The organism is Azospirillum lipoferum, from assembly GCF_024170005.1.
Taxonomy (GTDB): Bacteria; Pseudomonadota; Alphaproteobacteria; order Azospirillales; family Azospirillaceae; genus Azospirillum; species Azospirillum lipoferum.
Genome location: NZ_JALJXJ010000006.1, coordinates 316,700 through 341,801, shown reverse-complemented (window position 1 = coordinate 341,801; position 25,102 = coordinate 316,700). Strand labels below are relative to the sequence as shown.

Here is a 25,102-nt window from a genome sequence, read left to right as displayed (position 1 = left end):
CCCCCGGCAAGCCCAGAGGAGAAACCATGTCTCTCGATCATAGCCCGGTCCACCATGGCCCGGCCCACCACAGTTCGGTACGCCCGGAAGACCTTGTCGAGCATGACCGGGTCCAGACGCCGCTGTACGAGGATGCCGCCCTCTTCGAGCAGGAGATGGAGAAGATCTTCGCCCACAGCTGGGTGTTCGTCGCCCACGGCTCGGAAGTGCCGGAGAAGGGATCCTTCATCCTGTCCTGGGTCGGCCAGCAGCCGGTCATCGTGGTGCGCGACCGCAAGGGCGACATCAACGTCCTGGTGAACCGCTGCCGCCACCGCGCCGCCACGGTGTGCGAGGTCAAGAAGGGCAAGACATCGTCCTTCCAGTGCCCGTACCATGGCTGGGGCTACGGCCTCGACGGCTCGCTGCGCGGCGTCCCCTATCCCGAGCAGTATGGCAAGGATTTCGACAAGTCGGCGCTGGGGATGAAGGCGCTGCGCGTCGAATCCTACCAGAACATGATCTTCGCCACGCTCGACGACGGCATCGAGCCGCTGGTCGATTTCCTCGGCCCGGCGAAGAAGTGGATCGACCTGTTCATGAAGCAGGGCGGCGGCTATCCGGTCAAGGTGCTGGGCGAGCATCAGTTCACCGTGCCGATGAACTGGAAGATCCAGCTGGAGAACACCACCGACGCCTACCATTTCCCGGTCGTCCACAAGTCCTTCATCCAGAGCCTGGACAAGGAGGCCGAGGCCACCTTCAACTTCTTCGACAAGGCGGGCTTCGTCGAGGATCTCGGCAACGGCCATTCGGTCGCCGTCATGATCCCCGAACTGATCGACCTTGATGAAAACCTCGACGACCCGATCCCGGAGCGGTTCGAGGAGCTGGCCCAGGCGCTGCGCGACGAGGGCTTCGACGAGCCGCGCGTGCGCAAGATCGTCCGCGCCACCGGCGGCGCCGGCTTCAACCTGAACCTGTTCCCGAACGTGTCGCTGTCGCTGGCCTTCTTCCGCGTCCTGCGGCCGGTCGGCGTCAAGGAGACCGCCATCCGCCATGTCTGCCTCGGCATGGATGGCGGGCCGGCCGCCGCCAACCGGATGCGCATCCGCCTTCAGGAGCATTTCCAGGGCCCGATGGGCTTCGGCACCCCCGACGACGCCGAGGTGTGGGAGCGCGTCCAGCGCGGCACGCTGGGCGGCAAGGATCTGCCGATCCTGGTGAACCGCGGCCTCGTCGACGAGGTGCCGGGCGTCGACGGCCCGCGCGGCCATCTCAGCGCCGAAACCGGTATGCGCGCCTCCTATCAGATGTGGAAGAGGATGATGGCCCAATGAACGGGATCACGACTGTCGACAGGGATGTCGACCTGCAAGAGTTGGCCGCCTTCGTCTGGCGGGAAGCCGATATCCTCGACCGCTGCGATTACGATGCCTGGCTGGCGCTGTGGACCGAGGACGGCCATTACATCGTTCCGATCGGCAAGGGCGAGAATTACGAGGATCAGGTCAACGTCTGCTACGACGACGCCAAGATGCGCAAAATGCGCGTCGAGCGTTTCCAGCAGGGCTTCTCGATCTCGTCGGCGCCGCCGGCCGATACGGTGCGCACCGTCTCCCGTTTCGTGCTTCAGGGCGCGACGGGCGACGAGATCCTCCTCAACTGCGCCGAGCATGTGGTGGAGAACAAGTTCGGCCGCCAGCGGATCTATGCGGCGAACCTGACCTACACGCTGGTGCGCACCGGAAGCGGCCTGCGCATCCGCAACAAGGTGGCGCGGCTGCTGAATTCGGACGGGGAGCTGACGGCGTTCAGCTATCTGTTCTGATGACGGCCCCGTCTCTCCAGACGGCGGTCGTCACCGGCGGCGCCAGCGGCCTGGGCGCGCTCACCGCCTGCGCCCTGCACCGGGCCGGCTTCCGCGTCGTCGTCACCGACCTCGCCGCCGATGCGGCCGAAGGGCTGGCCCGCGACCTCGACCTTTCCGGCGAAACCGCGGCGGCCGGCACGCTCGACGTGTCGAGGCCCGAGGATTTCCAGCGGATCCTCGACCGCTGCGTCGAGCGCTGGGGCTCGGTCGAGGTGATCGTCAACAACGCCGCCCGCACCGAGGTCAAGCCGGTGCTGGAGATCGGCGTCGACGAGTTCAACGCGGTGATGGCGACCAATGCCGGCGGCACCTTCGCCGGCTGCCAGATCTTCGGCCGCCATTTCAAGCAGCGCGGCTATGGCCGCATCGTCAACATGGCGTCGCTGGCCGGCCAGAATGGCGGGACCGCCACGGGGGCGCATTACGCCGCCTCCAAGGGGGCGATCCTGACGCTGACCAAGATCTTCGCCCGCGACCTCGCTCCGTTCGGCGTCACCTGCAACGCCATCGCTCCGGGTCCGATGGACACGCCGATGGTCCGTTCGGTGCTGACGCCGGAACGGCTGCCGGCGGCGCTGGCGGCGATCCCGGTCGGCCGGCTCGGGGATCCCGGTTTCGTCGCCGACCTTGTCACCCTGCTGGCCAAGCCGGAGTCCGGCTTCGTCACCGGGGCCTGCTGGGACGTCAACGGAGGGATTTACATGCGATGAGCGACGACACCGACAGCCAGTCCCGCATCCTGACCGTCATCGAACGGATCGAGGAGCCGGGCGACATCCTGCGGGTCAAGCTGGCGGCGCCCGACGGCGCCGCCCTGCCGGCCTTCACCGCGGGAGCGCACATCGACATCCGCCTGACCGCCGGCGACACCGGCCTGTGGCGGCAATATTCGCTCTGCTCGGACCCGGCCCAGGCCGGCTCCTACGAGATCGGCGTCCTGCGCGACCCCAACAGCCGCGGCGGTTCCGTCGCCTTCCACCGCCTTGCGGCTCTGGGCGGCAGCTTCACCATCGAAGGGCCGCGCAACCATTTCGAACTGGTTGAGGGCGCCCGCCACACCGTGCTGTTCGGCGGCGGAATCGGCATCACGCCGATGCTGGCGATGGCCTGGCGGCTGCACGCCCTGGGCCGGGACTTCACGCTGCATTACTGCACCCGGTCGGAACGGGCCACCGCCTTCCGCGACACCATCGCCACGGCCCCCTGGGGGCACCGGGTGGTGTTCCATCACGACGATCTGCCGCAAGCGCAGCGTCTCGACCCCGCCCGCGACCTGCCGCCGCCGGAGGCCGGAACCCACCTCTATGTCTGCGGTCCCCAGGGCTTCATGGACTGGCTGATCGGCGCCGCGAAGACCGCGGGCCACGCCCCGGCCAACATCCACCGGGAATATTTCTCGGCCCAGGTCGACAGCACGGGCGACGGCTTCGAGGTGACGGCCAGCCGGTCCGGCGTGACCGTGACCGTCGGCCCGGAAGACACCATCGCCAAGGCGCTCGCCCGCGCTGGCATCTCCATCCCGGTGAAGTGCGAGGAGGGCGTCTGCGGCACCTGCGTCACCGACGTGCTCGACGGCACCCCCGATCACCGCGACCAGTTCCTGACCGACGAGGAGCGCGCCGAGAACAGCATGATCTGTGTCTGCTGCTCGCGCGCCCGATCGAACGCACTTGTTCTCGATATCTGAGGAGAAGCGACCATGTCCGCAACCGCCGCCCCGCTTCCGCCCGCCCCCCTGCCGCCAGAGGCGCTGGCCTTCCGTGACGGCATGAGCCGCCTGGGCGCCGCCGTCAATCTGGTGACCACCGACGGCCCGGCCGGCCGCCACGGCCTGACCGTTTCCGCCGTCTGTTCGGTCACCGACACGCCGCCGACGCTGCTGGTCTGCATCAACGCCAACGCCTTCGCCCATGACGCGTTCCTCGAGAACGGCGTGCTCTGCGTCAACGTGCTGAACGCCGACCACCAGGAGCTGTCACGCTCCTTCGCCCGATGGACCGGCGAGGACCGTTTCGCCGGCGGCAGTTGGACCAGCGACGGAACCGGCGCCCCGGTGCTGTCCGGCGCCTCGGCCTCCTTCGATTGCCGGATCGTCGATCACCAGCGCAAGGGCACCCACACCGTGCTGTTCTGCGAGGTTCAGGCGACGACGCTCCGCGACGGTCCCGGCGGCGGTCTGATCTGGTTCAACCGGAGCTTCCACACGCTCGGGACATCGGCTTGATGGGCGGTGGCTTGATGGGCGGTCAGACCTCGCCCAGCCGGTCGAAGACCTTCTCCAGCAGCCCGTTGAGCGCCGCCATCTCCTCGCTGGAGATGTTGACGAAGGATGCCGCCAGGATGCCGTCGGCCTCGGCCATGGCGAGCTGGCGCATCCGGTCGCCGTGAGGCGTCAGGCCGACATCCGTCGCCCGCCCGTCGGTGGGCCGCACCCGTGTCGTCACCAGCCCGTCGGCGACCATCCTCTGCACGATCTTGGTCGCGGTGTTCAGCTTGAGAACGCTGAATTCGGCGATCTCGGAAATGCTCTGATGCTCGTCCTCATACAGGCACATCAGCACGCGCCAGCGCGGCATGTCGAGGTTCAGCGGTTTCAGCCGCTTTTCCAGCGCCTGCACATAGCGGCCGTTCACCCGCGAAATCCAGTAGAAGGGCCAGTCGCGGCGCATGCGTTTCTTGGAGAACGCCGTGCCCCCCGCCTGCACCGGGAGTTGGGGTGAACTGCTGCCGCTCATGCTGCGCCCTTCATCCGGCTGTGGCGGGGCGGACGGGCTGCCGGCCGGTCCGGCCACGCTCGACACAACCATGTGGAGATGCCGGGTGAATAGCGGAAAAGCCGCCGCATCACAAGACGGTTGGCAGCCGGACACCCTGCCGCACGCAAAGCTGATGGAAAATATCCAGGACTCATCGGAGCCCTTCCGAAAAGGCCGATGAGACTTCTCCTATTCTGGAAAAACAGTTTTGCAGTCCACAAGAGAATGTCCAGAGAAATACAGCGGATGTACCTCGCGGATATGGATATAATCCGCACCGCCATCAATCAATGACATGACTGGATTTGCAAAGCCCCGCGCCCGACGCAATGGCTGCGCTCGGACCGGACACGGTTTCACGGATCGAGAGCATGCATGGCGCACGCATGGCGGCCGGCCTTTGCCCCGCCCCTGCTCCAAACAAGAAAATCACCCGAACGGAGACAGCTTCATGGTCACCGCCCTGACGTTCGCCGGAACAGGCACCGCCCGGCCGAGCGACGCCCCCCGCCCCCATCGGCCGCCCCGGAGAAGGATGCCCGCCGGCACGGCCCTGCTCGCGATGCCCCTGCTGGCGATGTCCACCACCGCCCAGGCCGATGTGACGCTCCATGAGCAGAACGGAGTCACGCTGGAAGGCGGTTTCACCGCCGGCATCGGCGCGGTCGCCGTGACCAACGCCAATCTCGGCGCCGGCGTGGTGACGCCGGACGGCAAGGTGCAGAAGGACCGCAACTGGGCCGAAGGTTATGTCGCCCCCAGCCTGAAGCTGACCTATGCCACCGAAGGCGCCGGCACCTTTTACAGCGGCGTGCGTGCGGTGTCGGGCGGAACGGTCGGTGACGGCGATGCCGGCGGCTTCACCCAGGGCCGCCAGGGCCGCACCGACCTCGACAACCTCTATGTCGGCTGGAAGAGCGGCGATCTACTGTCCGCGCTGGGCAAGGATGCCGTCGATCTCGCCTATGGCCGGCAGAATTTCGTGATCGGTGACGGCTTCATCATCGGCGACGGCACGCTGGATTCACGGCGGCAGGGCACCTACTGGCTGGGGCCGCGCCGCGGCTGGAACACCGGCACCGCCGTCGCCAAGTTCGACGTGGCACCCGTCCATGCCGACCTGTTCCGCCTGAAGAGCGACAAGTACAGCAACACCGACGTCATCTATGGCGGCAATCTGGAATGGCGCTTCGGGGCAGAGGGCGGGGCGGAAGGCAAAAGCTCGCTCGGCGCTTCCTATATGCGCATCGACCAGTCGAACCTGCCGACCCGCAAGGGCATGGACATCTACAACCTGCGTGCCCTCGGGCTCACCATCCCGTCGGTTCCCGGCCTGACCCTGTCGGCGGAGTACGTGAAGCAGCATAACAACCGTGCCGGAGCCGAGGTCGACGCGTCGGCCTGGTATGGCGAGGCCGGCTACAGCTTCGCCGACGTCGCCTGGACGCCGCGTGTCGGCTACCGCTACAGCCGGTTCAGCGGCGACAAGCCCGGCACGGCGAAGAGCGAAGCGTTCGACCCGCTTCACATGGCCTTCCCGCGCTGGGGCACCTGGCTTCAGGGCGAGATCAACGGCGAGTATTTCCCGACCTCCAACAGCAACGTGAAGGTCCACAATGCCCAGTTCGCCGTCCAGCCGACCGAGACGGTGACGCTGACCGCCCTGCTCTACGACTTCCGCTTCGACCGCAAGCCGGCCGGCGTCACCAGCGGCCATGTCGGCAATGAGATCAACCTCGCGGTCGACTGGGCGGCGACGGAAAATCTGCTGGTCAGCGGCGTGGCCGGCCGTTTCTTCGCCGGGGACGGCGGCAAGCAGTTCTTCGGCGGCAACAAGGACAGCTCGGTCTTCGAGGTGATGGCGACCCTGACCTACTGACAACGCGCTGCGGACGGGTGGATGCACCCGTCCGCACTGCTCTTTGCTGTGCTATTCCGTGGCGTCGCCCCTACATACCGAGATAGGCGCGGCGGACCTCGTCGTTCTTCAGCAGGTCCCGGCCGCGTCCCTGCAAGGCGATCCGCCCCGATTCCATGACATAGGCGTGATCGGCGATGGACAGTGCCGCCCGCGCATTCTGTTCCACCAGCAGGATGGTCATGCCCGTGTCCCGCAGCATGCGGATGATGCGGAAGATGTCTGCGACGATCAGCGGCGCCAGCCCCATGCTCGGTTCGTCCAGCAACAGAAGCCTGGGCTTGCCCATCAGGGCGCGGCCCAGGGCCACCATCTGCTGCTGGCCGCCCGACAGCACCCCGGCGGGCTGATGGCGCCGTTCGCGCAGCACCGGGAACAGGGTGAACACCTCCTCCAGCCCGTCCGCGATCTCCGCCGCCGGACGGGTATGGGCACCCATGCGCAGATTGTCTTCGATGGTCATGGGGGCGAAGACATGCCGCCCCTCCGGCACCTGACAGACGCCGGCGCGCACCCGCGCATCGGCGCTGGCGCCGGTAATCGGCTTGCCCTGCATCAGGACGGATCCGGCGGATATCGGCTGGACGCCGGAAATGCAGCGCAGCAAGGTGGTCTTCCCGGCACCATTGGCGCCGACCAGGGCCACCAGCTCTCCCGGAGGAACCTGGATGGACACGCCGTGCAGGACCTGGATGCGGCTGTAGGCGCTGGTCAGCCCATCGACCGTCAGCAATGCATCCCCTGCCGCCTGTGGTTTCGACTCGATGATGGCAAGTGCGCGCATGGTCGTCAGTCCTCCTCGGCGTCGGCGCCCAGATAGGCGGCGATCACCTCCGGGTTTTCGCGGATTTCGCTGGGCGTGCCCTCGGCCAGACGGCGGCCGTAGTTCAGGACCAGGATGCGGTCGGACACGCTCATCACCAGCTTCATGTCGTGTTCCACCACCACCACGGTCAGCCCCGACCGGGCCAAATCCGCCACCAGGGTTTGAATCCCGTGGGTTTCGGTGTGGTTCAGCCCCGCCGCCGGTTCGTCCAGGAACAGGATCTTCGGCTCCGACGCCAGGGCGCGGGCGATCTCCAGCCGCTTCAGGGCGCCATAGGGCATCGCGGCTGCGTCGGCCCTGATGAAGGCGCCGCAGCCCACCCGCTCCATCAGGGCGGCGGCCCGTTCGCGGCAGGCCCTGTCGGCGCGCGACAGGCCCGGCCAGCGGAGCATTCCGGCGACCATGGAGGAATTGAGCGTCAGATGGGCGCCGACCATCACATTGTCGATGGCGCTGAGATTCCGGCAGATCTGCAGGTTCTGGAAGGTGCGGCTCATGCCCCGCCGGGCCAGCTGGTCGGGTGCGGCACCGCCGATCTCCTGCCCCTCGAAACCGATCGAGCCGGAGGTCGGCGTGTAGAGGCCGGAGATCAGGTTGAACAGCGTCGTCTTGCCGGCGCCGTTCGGCCCGATCACCGAATAGACGCAGCCCCTGGGAATGGTGAAGCTCACATCCTGAACCGCGTGAACCCCGCCGAACCGCTTGGACAGGTTGGCGACCGTCAGCATGCGGCACCTCCCTTGCCCGTGACGCCGGCGGAGCGCAGGCGCGTCGCCAGGCTGGGAACGACGCCGCGCGGCAGGAAGATCATCGTCACCACCAGGATCACCCCGAACAGCACCGAATCCCAGCCCTCGTAGCCGGCCAGGATCTGCGGCAGCAGGCCCATGACCACCGCGCCGAAGATCGATCCGTAGATCGACGCCATGCCGCCCAGAACCACGATGATGACGAGTTCCACCGATTGCAGGAAACCGGCGATGCCGGGGTTTATGTATCCGGAATAATGGGCCGACAGGCTGCCGAGCATCGCCGAGACGGTGGCGGAGAGGACGAACACGGCGATCTTGCGGCGCCCGACGTCGATGCCCGCGACCGACGCCGCGGTCTCCGACCCGTGCAGCGCCTGCAACGCCCGCCCGGCGGGGGAATCGATGAGGTTCTGCGCCAGGATCACGGTGGCGATCAGCAGGCCGCCGAACACCCAGTACCATTGCCGTTCGCCCGACAGCGTCAGCCCGAACAGGCTGAAGCCGTCCACCGGCATGCCGTCGGGACCACCGGTCCAGGCGGCCTCGTTGCCGAGGACGATGGAGATGATGATGCCCAGCCCCAGGGTGGCCATGGCGAGATAATGGCCGCGCAGGCGCAGGATGACCCGTGCCACCCCCCAGGCGATCACCGCCGTCAGCCCGGCGGCCGCCAGCAGGGCCGGCAGTGGCGCCCAGCCGAAATGGGTGGTCAGCACGGCGGAGCCATAGGCCCCCAGTCCGAAGAAGCCGGCATGGCCCAGGCTGATCTGGCCGGTGTAGCCCATCAGCAGATTGAGGGCGATGCCGTTCACCGCCAGGATGGCGATGCGGATCGCCACGTCGAAATAGAAGGCGTTGGGCAGAAGCAGCGGCAACAGCGCCACGACGGCGGCCAGCGCCGCCAGTCCGACGACGCGCCTCGAGCCGGGGCCCAGGATGGGCCCCGAAATGGATTGCCGGCTGCGCGGCAATGACTGGTCGGGATGATGGGTCATGGGTCAGATCCGATCCGTCGGTTTGGCGCCCAGCAGCCCTTGCGGACGCAGCACCAGGACGATGAAGACCAGGACGAACGGCACCGCGTCCTTGTAGGCGGAGGAAACATAGCCGGCGGTCAATGCCTCGATCAGGCCCAGGAACAGGCCACCGAACACGGCACCCGGCCCGCTGCCCAGACCGCCCAGCGTCGCCGCCACGAAGCCCTTCAACCCCAGCATCATGCCGGTGTCGTAGGCCACCGTGGAGATCGGGGCGATCACGACGCCGCCGACGGCACCGATCACCGCCGACAGCGCGAAGCTGAGCGTCAGCACCCGGCGGACGTCGACGCCGACCAGCTGGGCCGCCAGCCGGTCGTAGGATGTCGCCAGCACGCCCTTGCCGATGCGGGTGCGGCCGAAGAACAGGGACAGCCCCAGCACGATCAGCGCACCGGCCGCCAGCACCCACAGGCTTTGCGGCAGGATGGTCGCCCCCAGCAGCGCCAGGGGCGCTTCGCCGGAAAAATGCGGCAGGGCGTGCGGCCTCTTGCCCAGCAGGATCTCGGTCAGCCCCCGCAGGATCATCGACACGCCGATGGTGATGATGATGATGCTGGCGACCTCGGCGTCGCGGGCAGGGGCGACTGCCATGCGCTCCACCAGACCGCCGACCAGCCCGGCGATCATCACTCCCGCGACGCACGCCAGCGGCAGGGGCACGCCCGCCGCCGACAGGAAGGAGGCCGCCATGCCGCCCACCATGATGAACTCGCCCTGGGCGAAATTGATCACGCCGCTGGCGTTGTAGATCATTGAGAAGCCGAGCGCCGACAGCATGTACATGGCGCCCAGCGTCATGCCCGACAGGATGAATTGAAGAAGCTCTGGCAGCATGGGGTCCTTTTCCTCTCGGCGACGTGCCGGCGCGTCCCCTCGCGCCGCGTCCCGGCAGGCGCGGCGGACCGGAGCGGGAGCGGACGATGAAGACGGCTCAGTCGGCGATCGCGAATTTGCCGTTCCTCACCGTGACGATCTTCAAGGCTGAGATGTCGAGGCCCAGATGGTCCTGGGGCGACATGTTGATCATGCCGGACGTTCCGGGCAGGCCCGTCGTGTTCTCGATGAAATCCCGGACCTTGGCCTTGTCGACGCTTCTGGCCTGCGTCACCGCATTGACCCAGATATGCCAGGCATCGCGGGCATAGGCGCCGAAGGACGACACGTCGGTCTGGTAGCGGGATTCGTACTCCCTGACGTAATCGACGGACAGTTTCTTCTGCGGATCGCTGTCGGGCAGGTCGGCGGCGACCATCAGCACCGGTGCCGGCAGGCGCACCCCTTCGGCCGCCGGCCCGGCGAGACGGATATATTCCCGCGTTGCCACGCCCGAGGTTTCATAGTGCGGCAACTCGATGCCGAGCTGCGCGATGTTCTTGGTCACGACCACCGCACCCTGGCCGAAGGTCACGACGAACAGGGCCTGAACGCCGGGGGTGTTCTTGATCTTCGCCAGCTGGGTGGTGACGTCGGTGTCCTTCGGGTTGAAGGTCTCGTCCACCGCCACGGTGATGCCGACCTTCTGGGCGACGTTCAGCATCTCCTTGCGGGCGGACTGGCCGAAGCCGCTGGTGTCCGACAGCATGGCGATGGATGTGTAGCCCCTGGCCTTCATGTCCAGCATCACCCGCTGGCCGACCATCCGGTCGTGATGGGCGGGCTTGAACATCCAGCGCTTGACCGGCTCGACGATCACCAGGGCGCCGGCGAGCGAGATGAACGGGATCTGCGCCCGTTCGATCAGCGGGTACATCGCCATGCTGGCGCCGGTGGTGGTGCCGCCGATCAGCATGTCAACCTTGTCGTCCTCGATCAGGCGCTTGGCCAGGACATTGGCCTTGCCAGGCTCGCTGCCGTCGTCGTAATGGACCAGTTCGACCAGGCGTCCCAGCAGACCTCCGGCCCTGTTGGTCTGGTCGACCATCATTTCCAGGGTCTTCAGTTCCGGGTCGCCCAGGCTCGACGCGCTGCCGGTCAGGGACAGGACCGCCCCGACCTTCACCGGGTCCGCGGCCGGCGCCTGCGCGGCCGACGCCCCGATCGCCAGCGCGCAGACGACGCCCACCATCATATTGAAAAAACGCATGGATCTCTTGTCTCCCTGAAGGACGCCCGAAAGCCCCGTTCGTTCATGCAAGATCCTTCGGCGAGGGCCTCCGATGGAGAGCCGTCCAACCGTGGATCGCGTCGTTGGTGCTTGTCCGAAGCCGTACCCGTGGCAGGCCCGGCCGCATCTTCTTGATGAAGCGGGTAAAACCCGATCCTCCGCCTCCAGGCGGAAGGGAGTTCATTTTCCGAATCGACACTGCGGTCTGTCAAGAATTCGGATTTTAAAATTATGGGAACCAGTTTTTCTCGATCTGCAAAAATATAGTCTTGCTTCCGGCCTGCGGGAGCAGGGCGGGGCATCCCGCCGCACTGTGCGGTGGGGGCGCACCGCTGGGAAAATTCCGGAAGAAGGCGGCCCGTGTGCGGACCAGGACTGAGGAAGGGATTTCCTGGATCGGGGTCACGGCGGCAAGCGCAAGAACAGCGGCCCGGCCGTCCAGGTGACGGCCGGGCCGACGCTCGCCATTGAAATCAGATGTGAAATCAGATCGACAGGCTGTTGGTCGAGCGCCAGGCGTCGTCCAGCGCCACCGCCACCTTTTCGCCGGCGCGCACCGGAACCGCGGAAGCGAGCGGGCTGAACACTTCGGTCGACCAGATCAGGAAGTCGTTGAACCACAGCTCCTGCACCCACATCACCGCGTTCAACGTGCCGGCGGACTGGATGGTGAGCGAAGCACGCTCGGGCAGACGCGCGAAGGAAGCCCCGGTGTCATAGCGGATATCCTCGACCGGCGTCGGATCCCCCAGGAAGCGCCCGCCCCCGCGCCGATGGCGGTAGCCGCCGTTGGTGAATCCCGGCGACCAGTCATAATCGCCGAAGGTCACCGGCCGCGACCGGTTGTAGCACAGCTCGGTGGTCATCGCGTCGAGCAGCGGGCCGAACCGGAGGCCGTAGCGGTTTTCCAGATCGGTGACGGACCGCCGCAGATCGGCCAGTTCGGAGAAGGCGTCGATCTGCGGCCAGTCGCAGGGGATCGCCAGATAGCGGACGCGGTTCGGCACCGTCACGCAGCCCGGCTTGCCGAAGCGGCGGCGCAGGGCGCACACGGTGGCCGAACGCGGCTCGTCGACGACGATGTGGTTGGTGTAGATGAAGGCGAACAGCACGTCGAACAGGCCGGGCACCTGAGAGGAGTCGACGGTGGTGAGATCCGCTTCCAGGAAGCGGATGCGGTCGCCATAGCCGTTGGCCCGCGCCAGCGCACGGGCGAGATCGACGTGATCGCGGTCGACGGCGATCACCTCGGACGCGCCGGCCTCCAGCGCCAGGAAAGACAGGATCCCCATGCCGCATCCGGCGTCGAGCACCCGGTCGCCGGGTTTCACCGCCGCCCGCACCGCCTGCTTGATGCTGAAGGTACGGTCGAGCCGCAGAAGGTTCCTCAGATGCATCGCGACGGAAAAATGGACATCGTGCACCGGCGGGGGCGCCGGCGTATCGACAGACTGGTCGCTCATGGGATGTCACTCCAGATGGGAAATCGGCTGGGGGAAGGGGGCCAGGGCGCCGCGCGCGTCGAGATGGGCGACGACCCGCCGGGCGAGCTGCTCGGGCGTCTCGCGGTCGGCGTGAAGGTGAAGGTCGGGTTCGACCGGGGCTTCATAGGGGCTGTCGATGCCGGTGAAGCCGGGAAGCGTGCCGGCCCGCGCCTTGCGGTACAGGCCCTTGGGGTCGCGCCCTTCGCAGATGTCGAGCGGCGCGTCGACGAAGATCTCGATGAAATCGCCTTCGCCGATGCAGAGCCGTGCCGCCTCGCGGTCGCGGCGGAAGGGGGCGATCAGGCTGACCAGCACGATCAGGCCGGCTTCGGCCATCAGACGGGCCACCTCGGCGACGCGGCGGACATTCTCGCGGCGGTCGGCGTCGGTGAAACCGAGATCGCGGCCCAGACCGTGGCGCAGGGCGTCGCCATCCAGGCTCATGGTCCGGTGGCCGCGCCGGTGCAACTCCTGCTCCACCCGGTCGGCGACGCTCGATTTGCCGGCCCCCGACAGGCCGGTGAACCAGAGCACGCACGGCTGCTGGCGGTTGGCTGCCGCACGGGCCGCGCGGTCCACCACCATCGGGTGCGGGTGCAGGTCCGATGCCGCCCAGCGGGTGGCGGTGACCATGCCGCAGCCGACCGTCGCGTTGCTCACGCGGTCGATCAGGATGAAGCCGCCGAGGTCGCGGCTCTCCCGATAGGTCTCGCATGCCACCGGACGGTCGAGGACAACACGGCACAGCCCGATCTGGTTGGCCGCCAGTTCCCCGGCCGGCCGCTGTTCCAGCGTGTCGACATCGATGGCGTGAACGAAGGCGGCGATCCGCGCGCCGACGATCGCCGTGCCGATCTGTAGCAAATAGGAGCGGTGGGGCAGCAGGGCGCCGTCGTCCAGGCACAGGATGCGGGCTTCGAGGCGGTCGGTCACCGGAACCGGTGCTTCGGCGGCGGCCAGCAGGTCGCCGCGCGCCACATCGACATCCTCGGCCAGCACCAGGGTGACCGCCTGTTCGGCGACCGCCTCGTCCAGGTCGCCGTCCATGGTGACGATGCGCGCCACCGTGGCGGCGCGGCCGGCGGGCAGGACGACGACCGGATCGCCCGGCCGCACGCGCCCCGCCGCCACGGTGCCGGCCACGCCGCGGAAATCGGCGTGCGGCCGGTTCACCCACTGTGCCGGCATGCGGAACGGTCCGGCCGGTCCATCGGCGCTTTCCACCGTTTCCAGGAATCCCAGCAGCGACGGCCCGCGATACCAGCCGACTGCCGGAGAGGGGGAGCAGACATTGTCGCCGGTCAGCGCCGACAGCGGGATGCAGGTCACGGCACCGATGCCGAGCCGCCCGGCGAAATCGGTGTATTCCGCCGCGATGGCTTCAAAGACCGCGGGATCCCAGTCCACCGCATCCATCTTGTTGACCGCCAGGACGATCTGCCGGACGCCCAGCAGATGGGCGATCAGGCTGTGCCGGCGGGTCTGCGGCAACACGCCCTTGCGGGCATCGGCCAGCAGCACCGCGACGTCGGCCGTCGAGGCGGCGGTCGCCATGTTGCGGGTGTATTGCACATGCCCCGGCGTGTCGGCGGCGATGAAGGCGCGGCGGGACGTGGAGAAGAACCGGTAGGCGACATCGATGGTGATGCCCTGCTCGCGCTCGGCGGCCAGCCCGTCGACCAGCAGGGCCAGATCGAGCTGCCCGCTGCCGGTGGTGCCGAAGCGCCGGGATGCCCCGTCGAGCTGGGTGATCTGGTCGTCGAACAGCTGCCGGCTGTCGTAGAGCAGGCGGCCGATCAGGGTCGATTTGCCGTCATCCACCGAACCGCAGGTGATGAAGCGCAGTAGACCGCGCTGCGGCGATCCGGGCGACGATCCGGGCGACCCACCCGGCAGGCCGTCGAGGGGACCGTCATCGGCTGGACCGATACCGCGACCATCGGGCATCAGAAATATCCCTCCTGCTTCTTCATCTCCATCGACGCGGCCGGATCATGGTCGATGGTGCGGCCCTGCCGTTCCGACACCGTGGCCGTCAGCGTCTCGCGCAGCACGTCCGCCACCGTCTGGGCCCGGCTCTCCACCGCACCGGTCAGCGGGTAGCAGCCGAGCGTGCGGAAGCGGACCCAGCGCATCGCCGGCACCTCGCCCGCGCCGAGCGGCATGCGGTCGTCGTCGACCATGATCAGGGTGCCGTCGCGCTCCACCACCGGGCGCGGCTTGGCCAGATAGAGCGGCACCACCGGGATGTCTTCGCGCAGGATGTAGCGCCACACGTCCGGCTCGGTCCAATTGGACAGCGGGAAGGCGCGGATGCTCTCGCCGGCATTGACCCGCCCATTGTAGAGGCGCCACAGCTCCGGCCGCTGGTTGCGGGGATCCCAGCGGTGGGAGGAGGTGCGGAAGGAGAAGACCCGCTCCTTGGCGCGCGAGGCCTCCTCGTCGCGCCGGGCACCGCCGAAGGCGGCGTCGAACCCGTGGGCGTCGAGCGCCTGCCGGAGCGCCTGCGTCTTCATCACGTCGGTGTGCAGCGCCGCACCGTGGCTGAACGGGCCGATCCCCTGGCGCACGCCCTCCTCGTTGCGATGCACGATCAGCCGCAGCCCCAGCTCCGCCATCCGCCGGTCGCGGAAGGCGATCATCTCGCGGAACTTCCAGCCGGTGTCGACGTGCAGCAGCGGAAAGGGCGGCTTGGCCGGGTAGAAGGCCTTCATCGCCAGATGCAGCAGGACCGCGCTGTCCTTGCCGATGGAGTAGAGCAGCACCGGGTTGCGGCATTGCGCCACGACCTCGCGCAGAATATGGATGCTCTCCGCCTCCAGCCTTTGCAGGTGGCCGTCCAGGCGGTGCCCGGACGTGGTGGCCTGCGATGTCCGGCCGGCCGCCGCCGGCCTCGTCGCCAATGCCGTCATACCCCGTTCCTCCGTTCCGTCCATGGTCCGTCCCGGTCAGATCGCGCGCAGCTGGCTGAAGAAGCTGTTGACCTGATCGTTGAGCACCGAAGCCTCGCGCCGCAGGGAGTCCGAGGCGCTGTGCAGGTCGTTGGCGGCGGAACTGGTGACTTCGGCCGCATCGGCGACGCCGGTGATGTTCGCCGACACCTCGCGCGTGCCGTCGGCGGCATGGCCGATGTTGCGGGCGATGTCCTGGGTCGTGGCGCCCTGCTGCTCCATCGCCGAGGCGATGCCGATCGAGATCGTCCGCATGTCGGCGACGATCGAGCCGATGGAGGAGATCGCCAGGACGGCACGCTGCGTCTCATCCTGGATGCCGCCGACGTAGGTCTGGATTTCCTGGGTGGCCTGCGACGTCTGGTTGGCCAGCACCTTGACCTCGCTGGCGACCACGGCGAAGCCCTTGCCGGCCTCTCCGGCGCGGGCGGCCTCGATGGTGGCGTTCAGCGCCAGCAGGTTGGTCTGGGTGGCGATCTCCTGGATCACCTGGACGATGGCGCCGATCCGCATCGCCGCCTCGGCAAGCCCCTTCATGGTGACGTTGGTCTGCTCGGCCTCCTGCACGGCGCGTTCGGCGACGTCGGTCGACCGGGCGACCTGATGGTTGACCTCGCTGACCGCCGCCGACAGCTCCTCGGCGGCGCTGGCGATGGTCTGCACGTTGCCGGTGGTGTCGCTGGCGGCGTGGTTCACCGTCGCGATCATGCTGCGGCTCTGCTGGGCCATGGTGGCCAGATTGCCGGCGTGGGAGCGGACCTGCTCGGCGGCGGCGACCACCGCCGTGACCACTTCGGCCGTCCGCTGCTGGAAATCGGCCAGCGACCGCTCGACCGCCGCCTGCCGGCGCTCCTTGGCGGCATGCTCGATTTCCTGCTCGGCGACCAGCTGGTCGGCCTTGCGGCGGCTGGTCTTGAAGACCTCCATGGCACGGGCGAGCTTGCCGACCTCGTGCCTGTCGTCGATGTGCGGGATCTCGACCGAAAGGTCGCCGTCGGCGAGCGCCCCCATGCTCTCCGCCATGGTCGACACCGGGCGGCTGATGCTGCGGGCCAGCATGAAGGCGAAGCCGCCGCCCGCCGCGATGACAACCGCCGCGATCCCGATGTAGATTTCCAGGATGCGGTTATAGATCACATCGACATCGTCCAGATAGAGGCCGGTGCCGATCGACCATTGCCAGGGCTCGAAACCGGCGGCGTAGGCCATCTTGTCCACCGGCTCGCTCTGGCCGGAGCGGGGGAAGCGGAAGCTGTAGAAGCCGCCGCCGCGCTGTGCCGCTTCGATCTGCAGACGCACCGTCGGCACCCCGTCGACCGTCTTGAAGTCGAGACGGTTCTTGCCTTCGAAGGCGGGGTTGACATGCACCATGGTGACGCCGTCGTACCGCGTGGCGAAGAAATAATCGCCCGCCCCGAAGCGCAGCGGCCGCAGCTGGTCGCGCGCCGCCTGCTGGGCCTGTTCGCGGGTGAGCTGTCCGGATTTCTCCTTCTCGTACCAGCCTTCCACCATGCCGCGCACCACGCCGACCGTCTGCCGGAGCTGCTCCTTGCGGTCTTCCAGCAGACTGTCCTTCAGGACGCTCAGGCTGAACCCGGTGACGATGACCAGCGTGATCAGGAGAAGAGGGATGAAGAGCATCAGGCGATGGGAGATGCGCAAATTCTTGAGCATGGACGTCTCTCTACTCTTGCGGCTGGAAGCGAGGTTGGATGCAAGGATCGCGATGGGGCGATCAGGGTGCCGCGATCGGCGATCCGGCTGGTCGCGGCCGGATCGCCGTCATCCCGGGGCCGGGCAAGAGCGCGGTGATGCCGGCCGGTTCCAGGGTGATCCGGAGTTCGCGGGCACAGGCGTCGGCGCTGGCCCGGTAGAGATCCTGAATGCCCATGCGGTCCAGCAGGTCGAGATCGCCGTCGGTGACGGAGCCGAGACCGCGGTCGAGGTAGCGATAGCTGCCGCCGGCGCGATGGACTCCCGGCACGAAATAGACGTCGGGCTCCCTGGTGAAGATCAGGCTCGACCGGTCGGAGGTGAACTCCTCGATCCCGTTCCAGTCGGTCACCGCCCCGGCGGAGAAGCGGTCGGACAGGCCGAGACGGCGGAAGAGGGCGGCGGCGGCCTTCTCCGGCTGGCGGCTCGCCTCATGGACATAGTGGGTGGTCCGCACACCCTCCCGCCGGGCGTAGGCCTCGACGCGGATGGCGTTGAGGGATGCGATGACGAAATGTTTCAGCAACCGGCTGCGCGGCACCCGGTCGCTCCATTTGGTGAACCAGGACGAGAGCGACAGCGCCGGCTCGCGATCGAGCATGATCAGGTGCAGGCGATCCGCCGGATAGCCGGCCTCGATCAGGATCTGCAAGGGAATGAACAGACATTCGGCCATCAGGTAGGGGCCGGCCACCTCCTTGCTGAACAGATGCGGCTGGTCGGCGGCCGACGGCGGCACCCACGGCGTCTGCGGGCAGTCGGTGAGAAAGTTGCGCATGGCCGCCTTCACCGGCTGGAAATAGGCGGGCAGACCGGCGACGCCGAACAGGTTGGCGAGCGCCGTCGATCCGACGCGGCAGCGCCCCCAGCCATAATGCAGCATCGGAAACTCCTCCGACGGGATGCGGCGGAACACCTCGGCCAGCGATCCGGCGATGCCGTTCGTCACCTTGTCGAGCCTGGTCCGGCGCAGTTGGTACTTCCCATCAGGTTCAAGCCATGACGTAAGAAGGGAAGCATCGTCCCGGCGCATGAGTTCCGCCAAACGATTGAGATCGCCAAAACGCGTCGTAAGGACACTCATGATCATGTCTCCTTGATATTGGAACGCCTGGCCGCCTCGAATCAAGGAACTACAAATTATGAATAAAAATTTCAGCGCAAACTACGCCATATTCTTTGACGTAAATCTGGTTGCGGAAAATCTATAATTATGGCGAGCCGCCATGCGGATGATTGACCATTTTTATTAACAATCAGTTATCGGGATTATATATTGATCTGGAAACATAACATTTGTGCGACATTATTTATTATCTACTTTGCCATGAGCGGGTCGCATAAACTTGTATTCATTTGCGCGCCTGCTGTTCCTATAAGCCATTAAAAATGTTGAATAAGCATGCTGCCGAAGACGGCATGTCAGGGTTGTGACATCAATGTCTTGAACGTTGTACTCGTGTGTTTCCCCCTGCTGCCCACGCGGCAAAGGGGGACGCAGCCTGAAAATGATCTTCAGCCTTGCGCATTTCGGGGGCTTGGCTCGTCCGTCCGGCAGCCGGGACGCCCGATAAGAATCATGCAGCCGATCACGATCAGACCGTTGATCAATTGCTGTATGAAAAAATCCATAGAGTCGCCGCCCTGGCAGCGACCCTGTCGCCCCGAAGCCGAACGGGAGGGGCATGGAGTATGGGCGAGCCGCACGTCGTCAGCGCCTTGCGGGAGAAGCGGGCCGAGATCTCCGGGGCAATCCTTGAGCTTGAGAAGCGGATGGCTCAGCACCGGGCCGACCCGGAGTTGCGAATTTCGCAAGTTCTATCCACCAACTCGGTTGCCGTGGCAAAGCCGACGGTACCCATTGGCTGCATAGAGGCTGGGCATGGGCATAGCCGCCCTGCATCGAACCGATTGATCAAGGCGATTTCACACGAGCCCCGCCCCCGTCCTACCCTTGGGACATGACGACATGGTCACCGAAGGGAGGGCGTCATGAGCATCCTGCGCAGTTTCGCCCGCGATTGGGCCCGCTGGTCGAAGGCCGAGCGCGAAGCCGCCGTGGTCTTCGCCGTCGTGGCTCTGGTGTCCCCCGCCACCTGGTTGCTGTGACGGCCGCATAACCCAACCGGAACGTCCGAGGGAGACAGACATGGAAGGCAATTTCGGGCTGGCCCACCGTGGGCCGGCGATCGGGAAGCTGCGTCCGCTCGCGGGGCAGCGGGCGCTGGTCACCGGCGCCAGTTCGGGCATCGGGCGCGCCATCGCGCTGGCCCTGGGTGCGGCCGGGGCGGACGTCATCGTCAACCACGTCTCGGGCGACGAAGCCGCGGAGATGGTCGCGGAGAGCATCCGCGCCTCCGGCGCCAAAGCCTTGGCCGTCAAAGCCGACGTATCGCGGGAGGATCAGGTCGAGACGCTGTTCGCCCGCACCGTCGAGTCCTTCGGCGGCCTGGACATCCTGGTCAACAACGCCGGCCTGCAGCGCGACGCGCCTGTGGAATCGATGACGCTGGAGCAGTGGAACACGGTGATCGGCGTCAACCTGACCGGCCAGTTCCTGTGCGCCCGCGCCGCCGTGCGCGCCTTCAAGCGCCAGGGGCTCCGGCCGGAGGTGTCGCGGGCGCTCGGCAAGATCGTCTGCGTCAGCTCCGTCCACGAGGTCATCCCCTGGGCCGGGCACGTCAACTATGCGGCCAGCAAAGGAGGCGTGATGCTGATGATGAAGACCTTGGCGCAGGAACTGGCGGCCGACCGCATCCGCGTCGTCGGCGTGGCGCCGGGCGCCGTCCGCACCCCCATCAACCGCGAGGCCTGGGAAACGCCGGAAGCCTACGCGGAACTGCTGAAGCTGATTCCCGCCAAGCGCATCGGGGAGCCGGAGGACATCGCCCATGCGGTGGCCTGGCTGGCCAGCGACGCCGCCGACTATATCACCGGCACGACCCTGTTCGTGGACGGCGGCATGACGCTCTACCCCGGCTTCGAAGCGGGAGGCTGAGCCATGGCCGATCCGCTCCGAAACCACCCGTTCCGTAACCACTGGCCCGAATACCTGATGGAGGCTGCGGGGCTCGGCCTGTTCATGGTGTCCGCCGGGCTGTGCGCCACACTGCTGGAGCATCCGGGCTCGCCGCTGCACGCGGCCCTGCCCTCGCCCCTGCTGCGGCGCGCGCTGATGGGGGCGGCGATGGGGCTGACCGCGGTCGCCATCATCCTCTCCCCCTGGGGGCGGCGGTCCGGGGCGCACATCAACCCGGCGGTGACGCTGAGCTTCCTGCGGCTGGGCAAGGTCCGGGCGGTGGACGCGGCCTTCTACATCGCCTTCCAGTGCCTGGGCGGGCTGGCCGGCGCGCTGCTGGTGGCGGCACTGCTGGGGCGGCGCTTCACGAGCCCGCCCGTCGCCGCCATCGCCACGGTGCCGGGCGTGGCCGGCCCGGCCGTCGCCTTCGCGGCGGAGGTGACCATGGCCTTCCTGCTGATGGGCATGGTGCTGATCACCACCAACCGCGCGGGGTGGGAGCGCTTCACCGGTGTCGGCGCCGGCCTTCTGGTCGCGCTTTTCATCACCGCGGCGGCGCCGCTGTCGGGGATGAGCATCAACCCGGCCCGCACGCTGGCCTCCGCGATCCCCAGCGGCCTGTGGACCGGCGCCTGGATCTACGGGGTGGCGCCGCCGCTGGGGATGCTGCTGGCGGTGGAGCTGTACCGGCGCCTGCCCGGCCGGCGGCCGGTGCGCTGCGCCAAGCTGAACCACGACCCGCGCAGCCGCTGCATCTTCTGCGGCCAGCCGGCCCGCAGCCCGCTGCACAGCGTCGAAAAGCCAATCGAACAGGGAGGAGTCCATGTCCAGTGATTCCGGGTCCAGTGATTCCGGGTCCAAAGATCCCATGCCCACGGACCGCTATGACGTGATCATCATCGGCTCGGGCGCCGGCGGCGGCACGCTGGCCTACCATCTGGCCCCGACCGGCAAGCGCATCCTGCTGCTGGAGCGCGGCGAACATCTGCCGCGCGAGCGCGAGAACTGGGAGTCCCGCGCCGTGGTGGTGGAGGGCAGGTACAAGGCGCCGGAAACCTGGACCGACAAGAACGGCCACGCCTTCCACCCCGGCATCCATTACTGCGTCGGCGGCAACACGAAGTTCTACGGCGCCGTGCTGTTCCGCCTGCGGGAGCGGGACTTCGGACCGCTGTACCACAAGGGTGGCGTTTCGCCGCCATGGCCGATCGGCTACGCCGACCTCGCCCCCTACTATACGCGGGCGGAACGGCTCTATTCCGTGCACGGAGAGCGGGGCAGCGACCCGACCGAGCCGCCCTGCGACGATCCCTACCCGCACCCGCCGGTCAGCCATGAGCCACGCATCCAGGCGCTGTTCGACGACCTGAGGCGCGCCGGCCACCGTCCCTTCCCCCTGCCGGTCGGCATCCGTCTGGACGAATCCCGCCCGCACCGCAGCGACTGCGTGCGCTGTTCCACCTGCGACGGTTTTCCCTGCCTCGTCCAGGCCAAGGCCGACGCGCACGTCACCTGCGTCGCCCCGGCGCTGGAGCACCCGAACGTCACGCTGCTGACCGGCGCCTATGTGGACCGGCTGGAGACGAGCCCATCGGGGCGGGAGGTCACCGGCGTGGTGGTCCGCCGCGACGGCCTGGAGGCAACATACCGGGCCGACATCGTCGTGGTGTCCTGCGGCGCCATCAACTCCGCGGCGCTGCTGCTGCGCTCCGCCAACGACCGGCATCCGGACGGGCTCGCCAACCGGTCGGGCGTGGTCGGGCGGCATTACATGTGCCACCTGAACTCCGCCCTGATCGCCGTATCGCGGCGGCCGAACCCGACGCGCTTCCAGAAGACGCTGGGGCTCAACGACTTCTACTTCGGGGCGGACGACTGGGACTTCCCGCTCGGCCATATCCAGATGCTGGGCAAGACCGACGCGGCGATGGTCTCCGCGGAAAGCCACGGCCTGCTGCCGGCCGGTGCGGCGGAGCGCTTCGCCTCCCACGCGCTGGATTTCTGGCTGACGTCGGAGGATCTGCCCGACCCCGACAACCGCGTGGAGGTCGGCCGCGACGGGCGCATCACCCTGCGCTACACCCCCAACAACGTCGAGGCGCACGAGCGGCTGACCGCCAAGCTGAAGCAGCTGCTGCGCCACATCGGCTGCGAGCGCACGCTGATCCCGCGCGAGGCCTATTTCGGCAAGCGCATCCCCATCGCCGGCACCGGGCACCAGAACGGCACGATCCGCTTCGGGCACGACCCGGAAACGTCGGCGCTGGACGTGACCTGCAAGGCCCATGACCTCGACAACCTCTATGTCGTGGACGCGAGCTTCTTCCCGAGCAGCGCCGCGGTGAATCCGACGCTGACCATCATCGCCAACGCGCTGCGCGTCGGTGACCATCTGGCCGCGCGTCTTGGCGCGCAAACCATTGCCGCGCGTCTTGGCGCGCAACCCCTTACCGCGTGCCTGGGCGTGCAGGAAGGTGCGGCATGACGCGGCGCTCCCCCCTTCCCGTCCTCTTCCTCGCCGGCTTCGTCGTCCTGCTGTCGGCTGCGGCCGTCGGGGCGCAGACCCTGCGCACGGAGTTGAGCCATGGGTGACCGCCTCCTCCGCACCGCCGTCATAACGCGCGACACTCTGTCGCTTGCCCGGAAGGCGGCCGGGCCGGCGCTCGACCTTGCCGTCCGGCTGTGGCTGGCCCAGGCCTTCTGGGTGTCGGGCATCGTCAAGCTGCACGACTGGGACCAGGCGCTCTATCTCGCCCGGTCCGAATATCCGGTGTCCTGGCTGGACCCGGTGGCCGCCGCCTGGACCGGGGCGGGGATCGAGCTGCTGTGCCCGCCGCTGCTGGCGCTGGGCCTCGCCACGCGCCTCGCGGCGCTGCCCATGCTGGCGCTCGTGCTGGTCGCCCAGTTCGCCTACCGGCCGCTCGACGCGCATCTCGTGCAGGCGGCGCTGCTGACCCGGCTGATGGTCATGGGCGCCGGGTCGCTGTCGCTCGACCGGCGTTTGGCGCGTGGCCTGCCCGACAGCGCCCTGCCCTTCGCCAAACCCGCCGCATATCTGCTGAAGGCGGTCACGCGTCATGGCGGGCCCGTTGTCCACATGGCGCTGCGGCTGCTGCTGGCGGGCATCGTCGCACGCTCCGCCTCCCCCGTCGCCCTGGCCTGCGCAGCCTTGCTCGCCCTTGGCTTGGGCTCGCGGCTGGTCGCCTTGACCCTGGTCGGGCTGGTGACGGCGGGTGCGGCTCTCTCCTTGCCACTGTTGCTGGGCGTGATCGCGGTCTTCGGCCCGGGACCGCTGTCGCTCGACCATATCATCGGTCGCGCCATTGCCCGCCGCTGGCCGCGGCTGGCCGGGGTCACGCCGCCGCTGCCGGAGGACGCGCCGCATGTTGTCGTGGTCGGCGGTGGGTTCGGCGGGCTGGCGGCGGCGCGGGGGCTGGCACAGGCGCCCTGCCGGGTGACGCTGATCGACCGGCGCAACCACCACCTCTTCCAGCCGCTGCTCTACCAGGTGGCGACCGCCAGCCTGTCGCCCGCGGACATCGCGACGCCGATCCGCAGCCTGCTGCGCGACCAGGCGAACGCCCGCGTGCTGCTCGGCCGCGTGGTCGGCGTGGACACCGACGCCCGCACGGTGCGGCTGGAGGACGGGCGCACGGTGCCCTACGACCATCTGGTGCTCGCCACCGGCGCCCGGCACGGCTACTTCGGCCGCGAGGAGTGGGAGCCCCTGGCCCCCGGCCTGAAGAAGGTCGAGGACGCGACGGAGATCCGCCGCCGCCTGCTGTTGGCCTTCGAGGAGGCGGAGAACAGCGATGACCCGGATCTGCGCCGCGCCTTCCTGACCTTCGTGGTGGTCGGCGGCGGCCCCACGGGCGTGGAACTGGCGGGTGCCATCGCCGAGCTGGCCCGCCATGGGCTGATGGGCGAGTTCCGCGCCATCGACCCGGCCGACGCCCGCGTCCTGCTGGTTCAGTCGGCCCCGCGCCTTCTGCCGACCTTCCCGGAACCGCTGTCGGCAAAGGCCGCCGCGTCCCTGGAATCGCTGGGGGTCACCGTCCTGACCGGAAGTGCGGTGGAGGCGGTCGACGGGTGCGGCGTGACCGTCTCCGGCACGCGCATCGCGGCGCGCACCGTCTTCTGGGCTGCCGGCGTCGTCGCCTCGCCGGCCGCGCGCTGGCTGGGGGTGGCGGCCGACCGCGCCGGCCGGGTGCCGGTCGGCCCCGACCTGTCCGTACCCGGATTGCCGGAGGTCTTCGCCATCGGCGACACGGCGTTGAGCCACGGCTGGGACGGCCAGCCGGTCCCCGGCCTCGCCCCGGCGGCCAAGCAGGGCGGCGCCCATGTCGCCAAGGTCATCCGTGCCCGGCTGGAGGGCCGCCCCGCCCCGGCGCCCTTCCGCTACCGCCACGCCGGCAGCCTCGCCACCATCGGACGCAAGGCGGCGGTCGCCGAGTTCGGCCGGGTCCGCCTGACCGGGGCCGCCGCCTGGTGGCTGTGGGGTGTGGTGCACATCCTGTTCCTGTCGGGCATGCGCAACCGGCTGGGTGTGGCCGTGGAGTGGTTCTGGGCCTACCTTACCTTGCGACGAGGGACCCGCCTGATCACCGGCCCGGCGGAACGCGCGCCCAATCCGGCCGCCGCCGCCCCGCCCGTCCCCGCGCTCGAACGCGCTTCATAGAGAGGAGAA

General features: G+C 67.9%; 21 protein-coding genes. 10 read left to right on the top strand and 11 right to left on the bottom strand.

All coding sequences use genetic code 11. The features are described 5' to 3' along the window. Positions 1-26: 26 nt before the first annotated feature. The 5 genes from J2848_RS15935 to J2848_RS15915 are packed head-to-tail and all read left to right on the top strand — an operon-like array spanning position 27 to position 4,076. On the top strand, positions 27-1,319 hold the full coding sequence (locus J2848_RS15935) for an aromatic ring-hydroxylating oxygenase subunit alpha (RefSeq protein ID WP_149231798.1): 1,293 nt from the start codon (positions 27-29) through the stop codon (positions 1,317-1,319). After that, positions 1,316-1,810 carry an aromatic-ring-hydroxylating dioxygenase subunit beta gene (locus J2848_RS15930; protein ID WP_149231799.1) on the top strand — a complete coding sequence of 165 codons (495 nt, stop codon included), beginning with the start codon at positions 1,316-1,318 and terminating at the stop codon, positions 1,808-1,810. The genes J2848_RS15935 and J2848_RS15930 overlap by 4 nt, the downstream gene beginning before the upstream one ends. Further along, positions 1,810-2,562 carry an SDR family NAD(P)-dependent oxidoreductase gene (locus tag J2848_RS15925; RefSeq protein ID WP_149231800.1) on the top strand — a complete coding sequence of 251 codons (753 nt, stop codon included), beginning with the start codon at positions 1,810-1,812 and terminating at the stop codon, positions 2,560-2,562. Before J2848_RS15930 ends, J2848_RS15925 begins: the two co-directional genes overlap by 1 nt. After that, positions 2,559-3,539 carry a PDR/VanB family oxidoreductase gene (locus J2848_RS15920; protein WP_149231801.1) on the top strand — a complete coding sequence of 327 codons (981 nt, stop codon included), beginning with the start codon at positions 2,559-2,561 and terminating at the stop codon, positions 3,537-3,539. Before J2848_RS15925 ends, J2848_RS15920 begins: the two co-directional genes overlap by 4 nt. Before the next feature lie 12 nt (positions 3,540-3,551). Beyond that, complete coding sequence (locus J2848_RS15915) at positions 3,552-4,076, top strand: flavin reductase (protein ID WP_149231802.1); 525 nt, start codon at positions 3,552-3,554, stop codon at positions 4,074-4,076. A 22-nt stretch (positions 4,077-4,098) separates the two neighbouring features. Here J2848_RS15915 and J2848_RS15910 read toward each other — a convergent pair whose 3' ends face one another. Beyond that, complete coding sequence (locus J2848_RS15910; RefSeq protein ID WP_246193899.1) at positions 4,099-4,587, bottom strand: MarR family winged helix-turn-helix transcriptional regulator; 489 nt, start codon at positions 4,585-4,587, stop codon at positions 4,099-4,101. 556 nt (positions 4,588-5,143) lie between these two features. Here J2848_RS15910 and J2848_RS15905 point away from each other — a divergent pair. Beyond that, complete coding sequence (locus J2848_RS15905) at positions 5,144-6,487, top strand: alginate export family protein (protein WP_246193900.1); 1,344 nt, start codon at positions 5,144-5,146, stop codon at positions 6,485-6,487. A gap of 70 nt (positions 6,488-6,557) precedes the next feature. On the opposite strand, the gene J2848_RS15900 is transcribed toward J2848_RS15905, so the two are convergent. The 10 genes from J2848_RS15900 to J2848_RS15855 form a co-directional block, all read right to left on the bottom strand. Then, on the bottom strand, positions 6,558-7,310 hold the full coding sequence (locus J2848_RS15900; protein WP_149231804.1) for an ABC transporter ATP-binding protein: 753 nt from the start codon (positions 7,308-7,310) through the stop codon (positions 6,558-6,560). Between the two features lie 5 nt (positions 7,311-7,315). Then, positions 7,316-8,080 carry an ABC transporter ATP-binding protein gene (locus J2848_RS15895; protein WP_149231805.1) on the bottom strand — a complete coding sequence of 255 codons (765 nt, stop codon included), beginning with the start codon at positions 8,078-8,080 and terminating at the stop codon, positions 7,316-7,318. Then, entirely contained in the window at positions 8,074-9,099 is a 1,026-nt protein-coding gene (locus J2848_RS15890) for a branched-chain amino acid ABC transporter permease (RefSeq protein WP_246193901.1), read from the bottom strand. Before J2848_RS15890 ends, J2848_RS15895 begins: the two co-directional genes overlap by 7 nt. Positions 9,100-9,102: 3 nt before the next feature. After that, positions 9,103-9,978, bottom strand: coding sequence for a branched-chain amino acid ABC transporter permease (locus J2848_RS15885; RefSeq protein WP_149231806.1), 876 nt, complete (start codon positions 9,976-9,978; stop codon positions 9,103-9,105). 97 nt (positions 9,979-10,075) lie between these two features. Beyond that, positions 10,076-11,227, bottom strand: a complete 1,152-nt coding sequence (locus tag J2848_RS15880; RefSeq protein ID WP_149231807.1) for an ABC transporter substrate-binding protein — start codon at positions 11,225-11,227, stop codon at positions 10,076-10,078. A gap of 506 nt (positions 11,228-11,733) precedes the next feature. Further along, positions 11,734-12,711, bottom strand: a complete 978-nt coding sequence (locus tag J2848_RS15875; protein WP_149231808.1) for a methyltransferase domain-containing protein — start codon at positions 12,709-12,711, stop codon at positions 11,734-11,736. Positions 12,712-12,717: 6 nt separating this feature from the next. Further along, positions 12,718-14,679 carry an adenylyl-sulfate kinase gene (cysC, locus tag J2848_RS15870; RefSeq protein ID WP_149231809.1) on the bottom strand — a complete coding sequence of 654 codons (1,962 nt, stop codon included), beginning with the start codon at positions 14,677-14,679 and terminating at the stop codon, positions 12,718-12,720. Beyond that, on the bottom strand, positions 14,679-15,644 hold the full coding sequence (gene cysD / locus J2848_RS15865) for a sulfate adenylyltransferase subunit CysD (protein ID WP_149231810.1): 966 nt from the start codon (positions 15,642-15,644) through the stop codon (positions 14,679-14,681). The genes cysC and cysD overlap by 1 nt, the downstream gene beginning before the upstream one ends. A 36-nt stretch (positions 15,645-15,680) precedes the next feature. After that, on the bottom strand, positions 15,681-17,357 hold the full coding sequence (locus J2848_RS15860) for a methyl-accepting chemotaxis protein (protein ID WP_149231811.1): 1,677 nt from the start codon (positions 17,355-17,357) through the stop codon (positions 15,681-15,683). Positions 17,358-17,418: 61 nt separating this feature from the next. Further along, complete coding sequence (locus J2848_RS15855) at positions 17,419-18,345, bottom strand: sulfotransferase family protein (protein ID WP_211103151.1); 927 nt, start codon at positions 18,343-18,345, stop codon at positions 17,419-17,421. Positions 18,346-19,545: 1,200 nt separating this feature from the next. Between J2848_RS15855 and J2848_RS15850 the strand changes: the two genes are divergently transcribed. The 4 genes from J2848_RS15850 to J2848_RS15835 all read left to right on the top strand — a co-directional run bounded on the left by J2848_RS15850 (position 19,546) and on the right by J2848_RS15835 (position 25,093). After that, the gene (locus J2848_RS15850) at positions 19,546-20,394 is read left to right on the top strand and encodes a glucose 1-dehydrogenase (protein WP_149231812.1); all 849 of its coding nucleotides are present in this window, start codon (positions 19,546-19,548) and stop codon (positions 20,392-20,394) included. 3 nt (positions 20,395-20,397) lie between these two features. After that, the gene (locus J2848_RS15845) at positions 20,398-21,249 is read left to right on the top strand and encodes an MIP/aquaporin family protein (protein WP_211103152.1); all 852 of its coding nucleotides are present in this window, start codon (positions 20,398-20,400) and stop codon (positions 21,247-21,249) included. Between the two features lie 34 nt (positions 21,250-21,283). Beyond that, positions 21,284-22,900 (top strand): FAD-dependent oxidoreductase, encoded by a 1,617-nt coding sequence (locus tag J2848_RS15840; RefSeq protein ID WP_149231813.1) that lies wholly within the window; start codon positions 21,284-21,286, stop codon positions 22,898-22,900. Between the two features lie 99 nt (positions 22,901-22,999). After that, a complete protein-coding gene (locus tag J2848_RS15835) occupies positions 23,000-25,093 on the top strand; it encodes an FAD-dependent oxidoreductase (protein ID WP_149231814.1) in 2,094 nt (697 codons plus the stop codon). Positions 25,094-25,102: the final 9 nt, after the last annotated feature.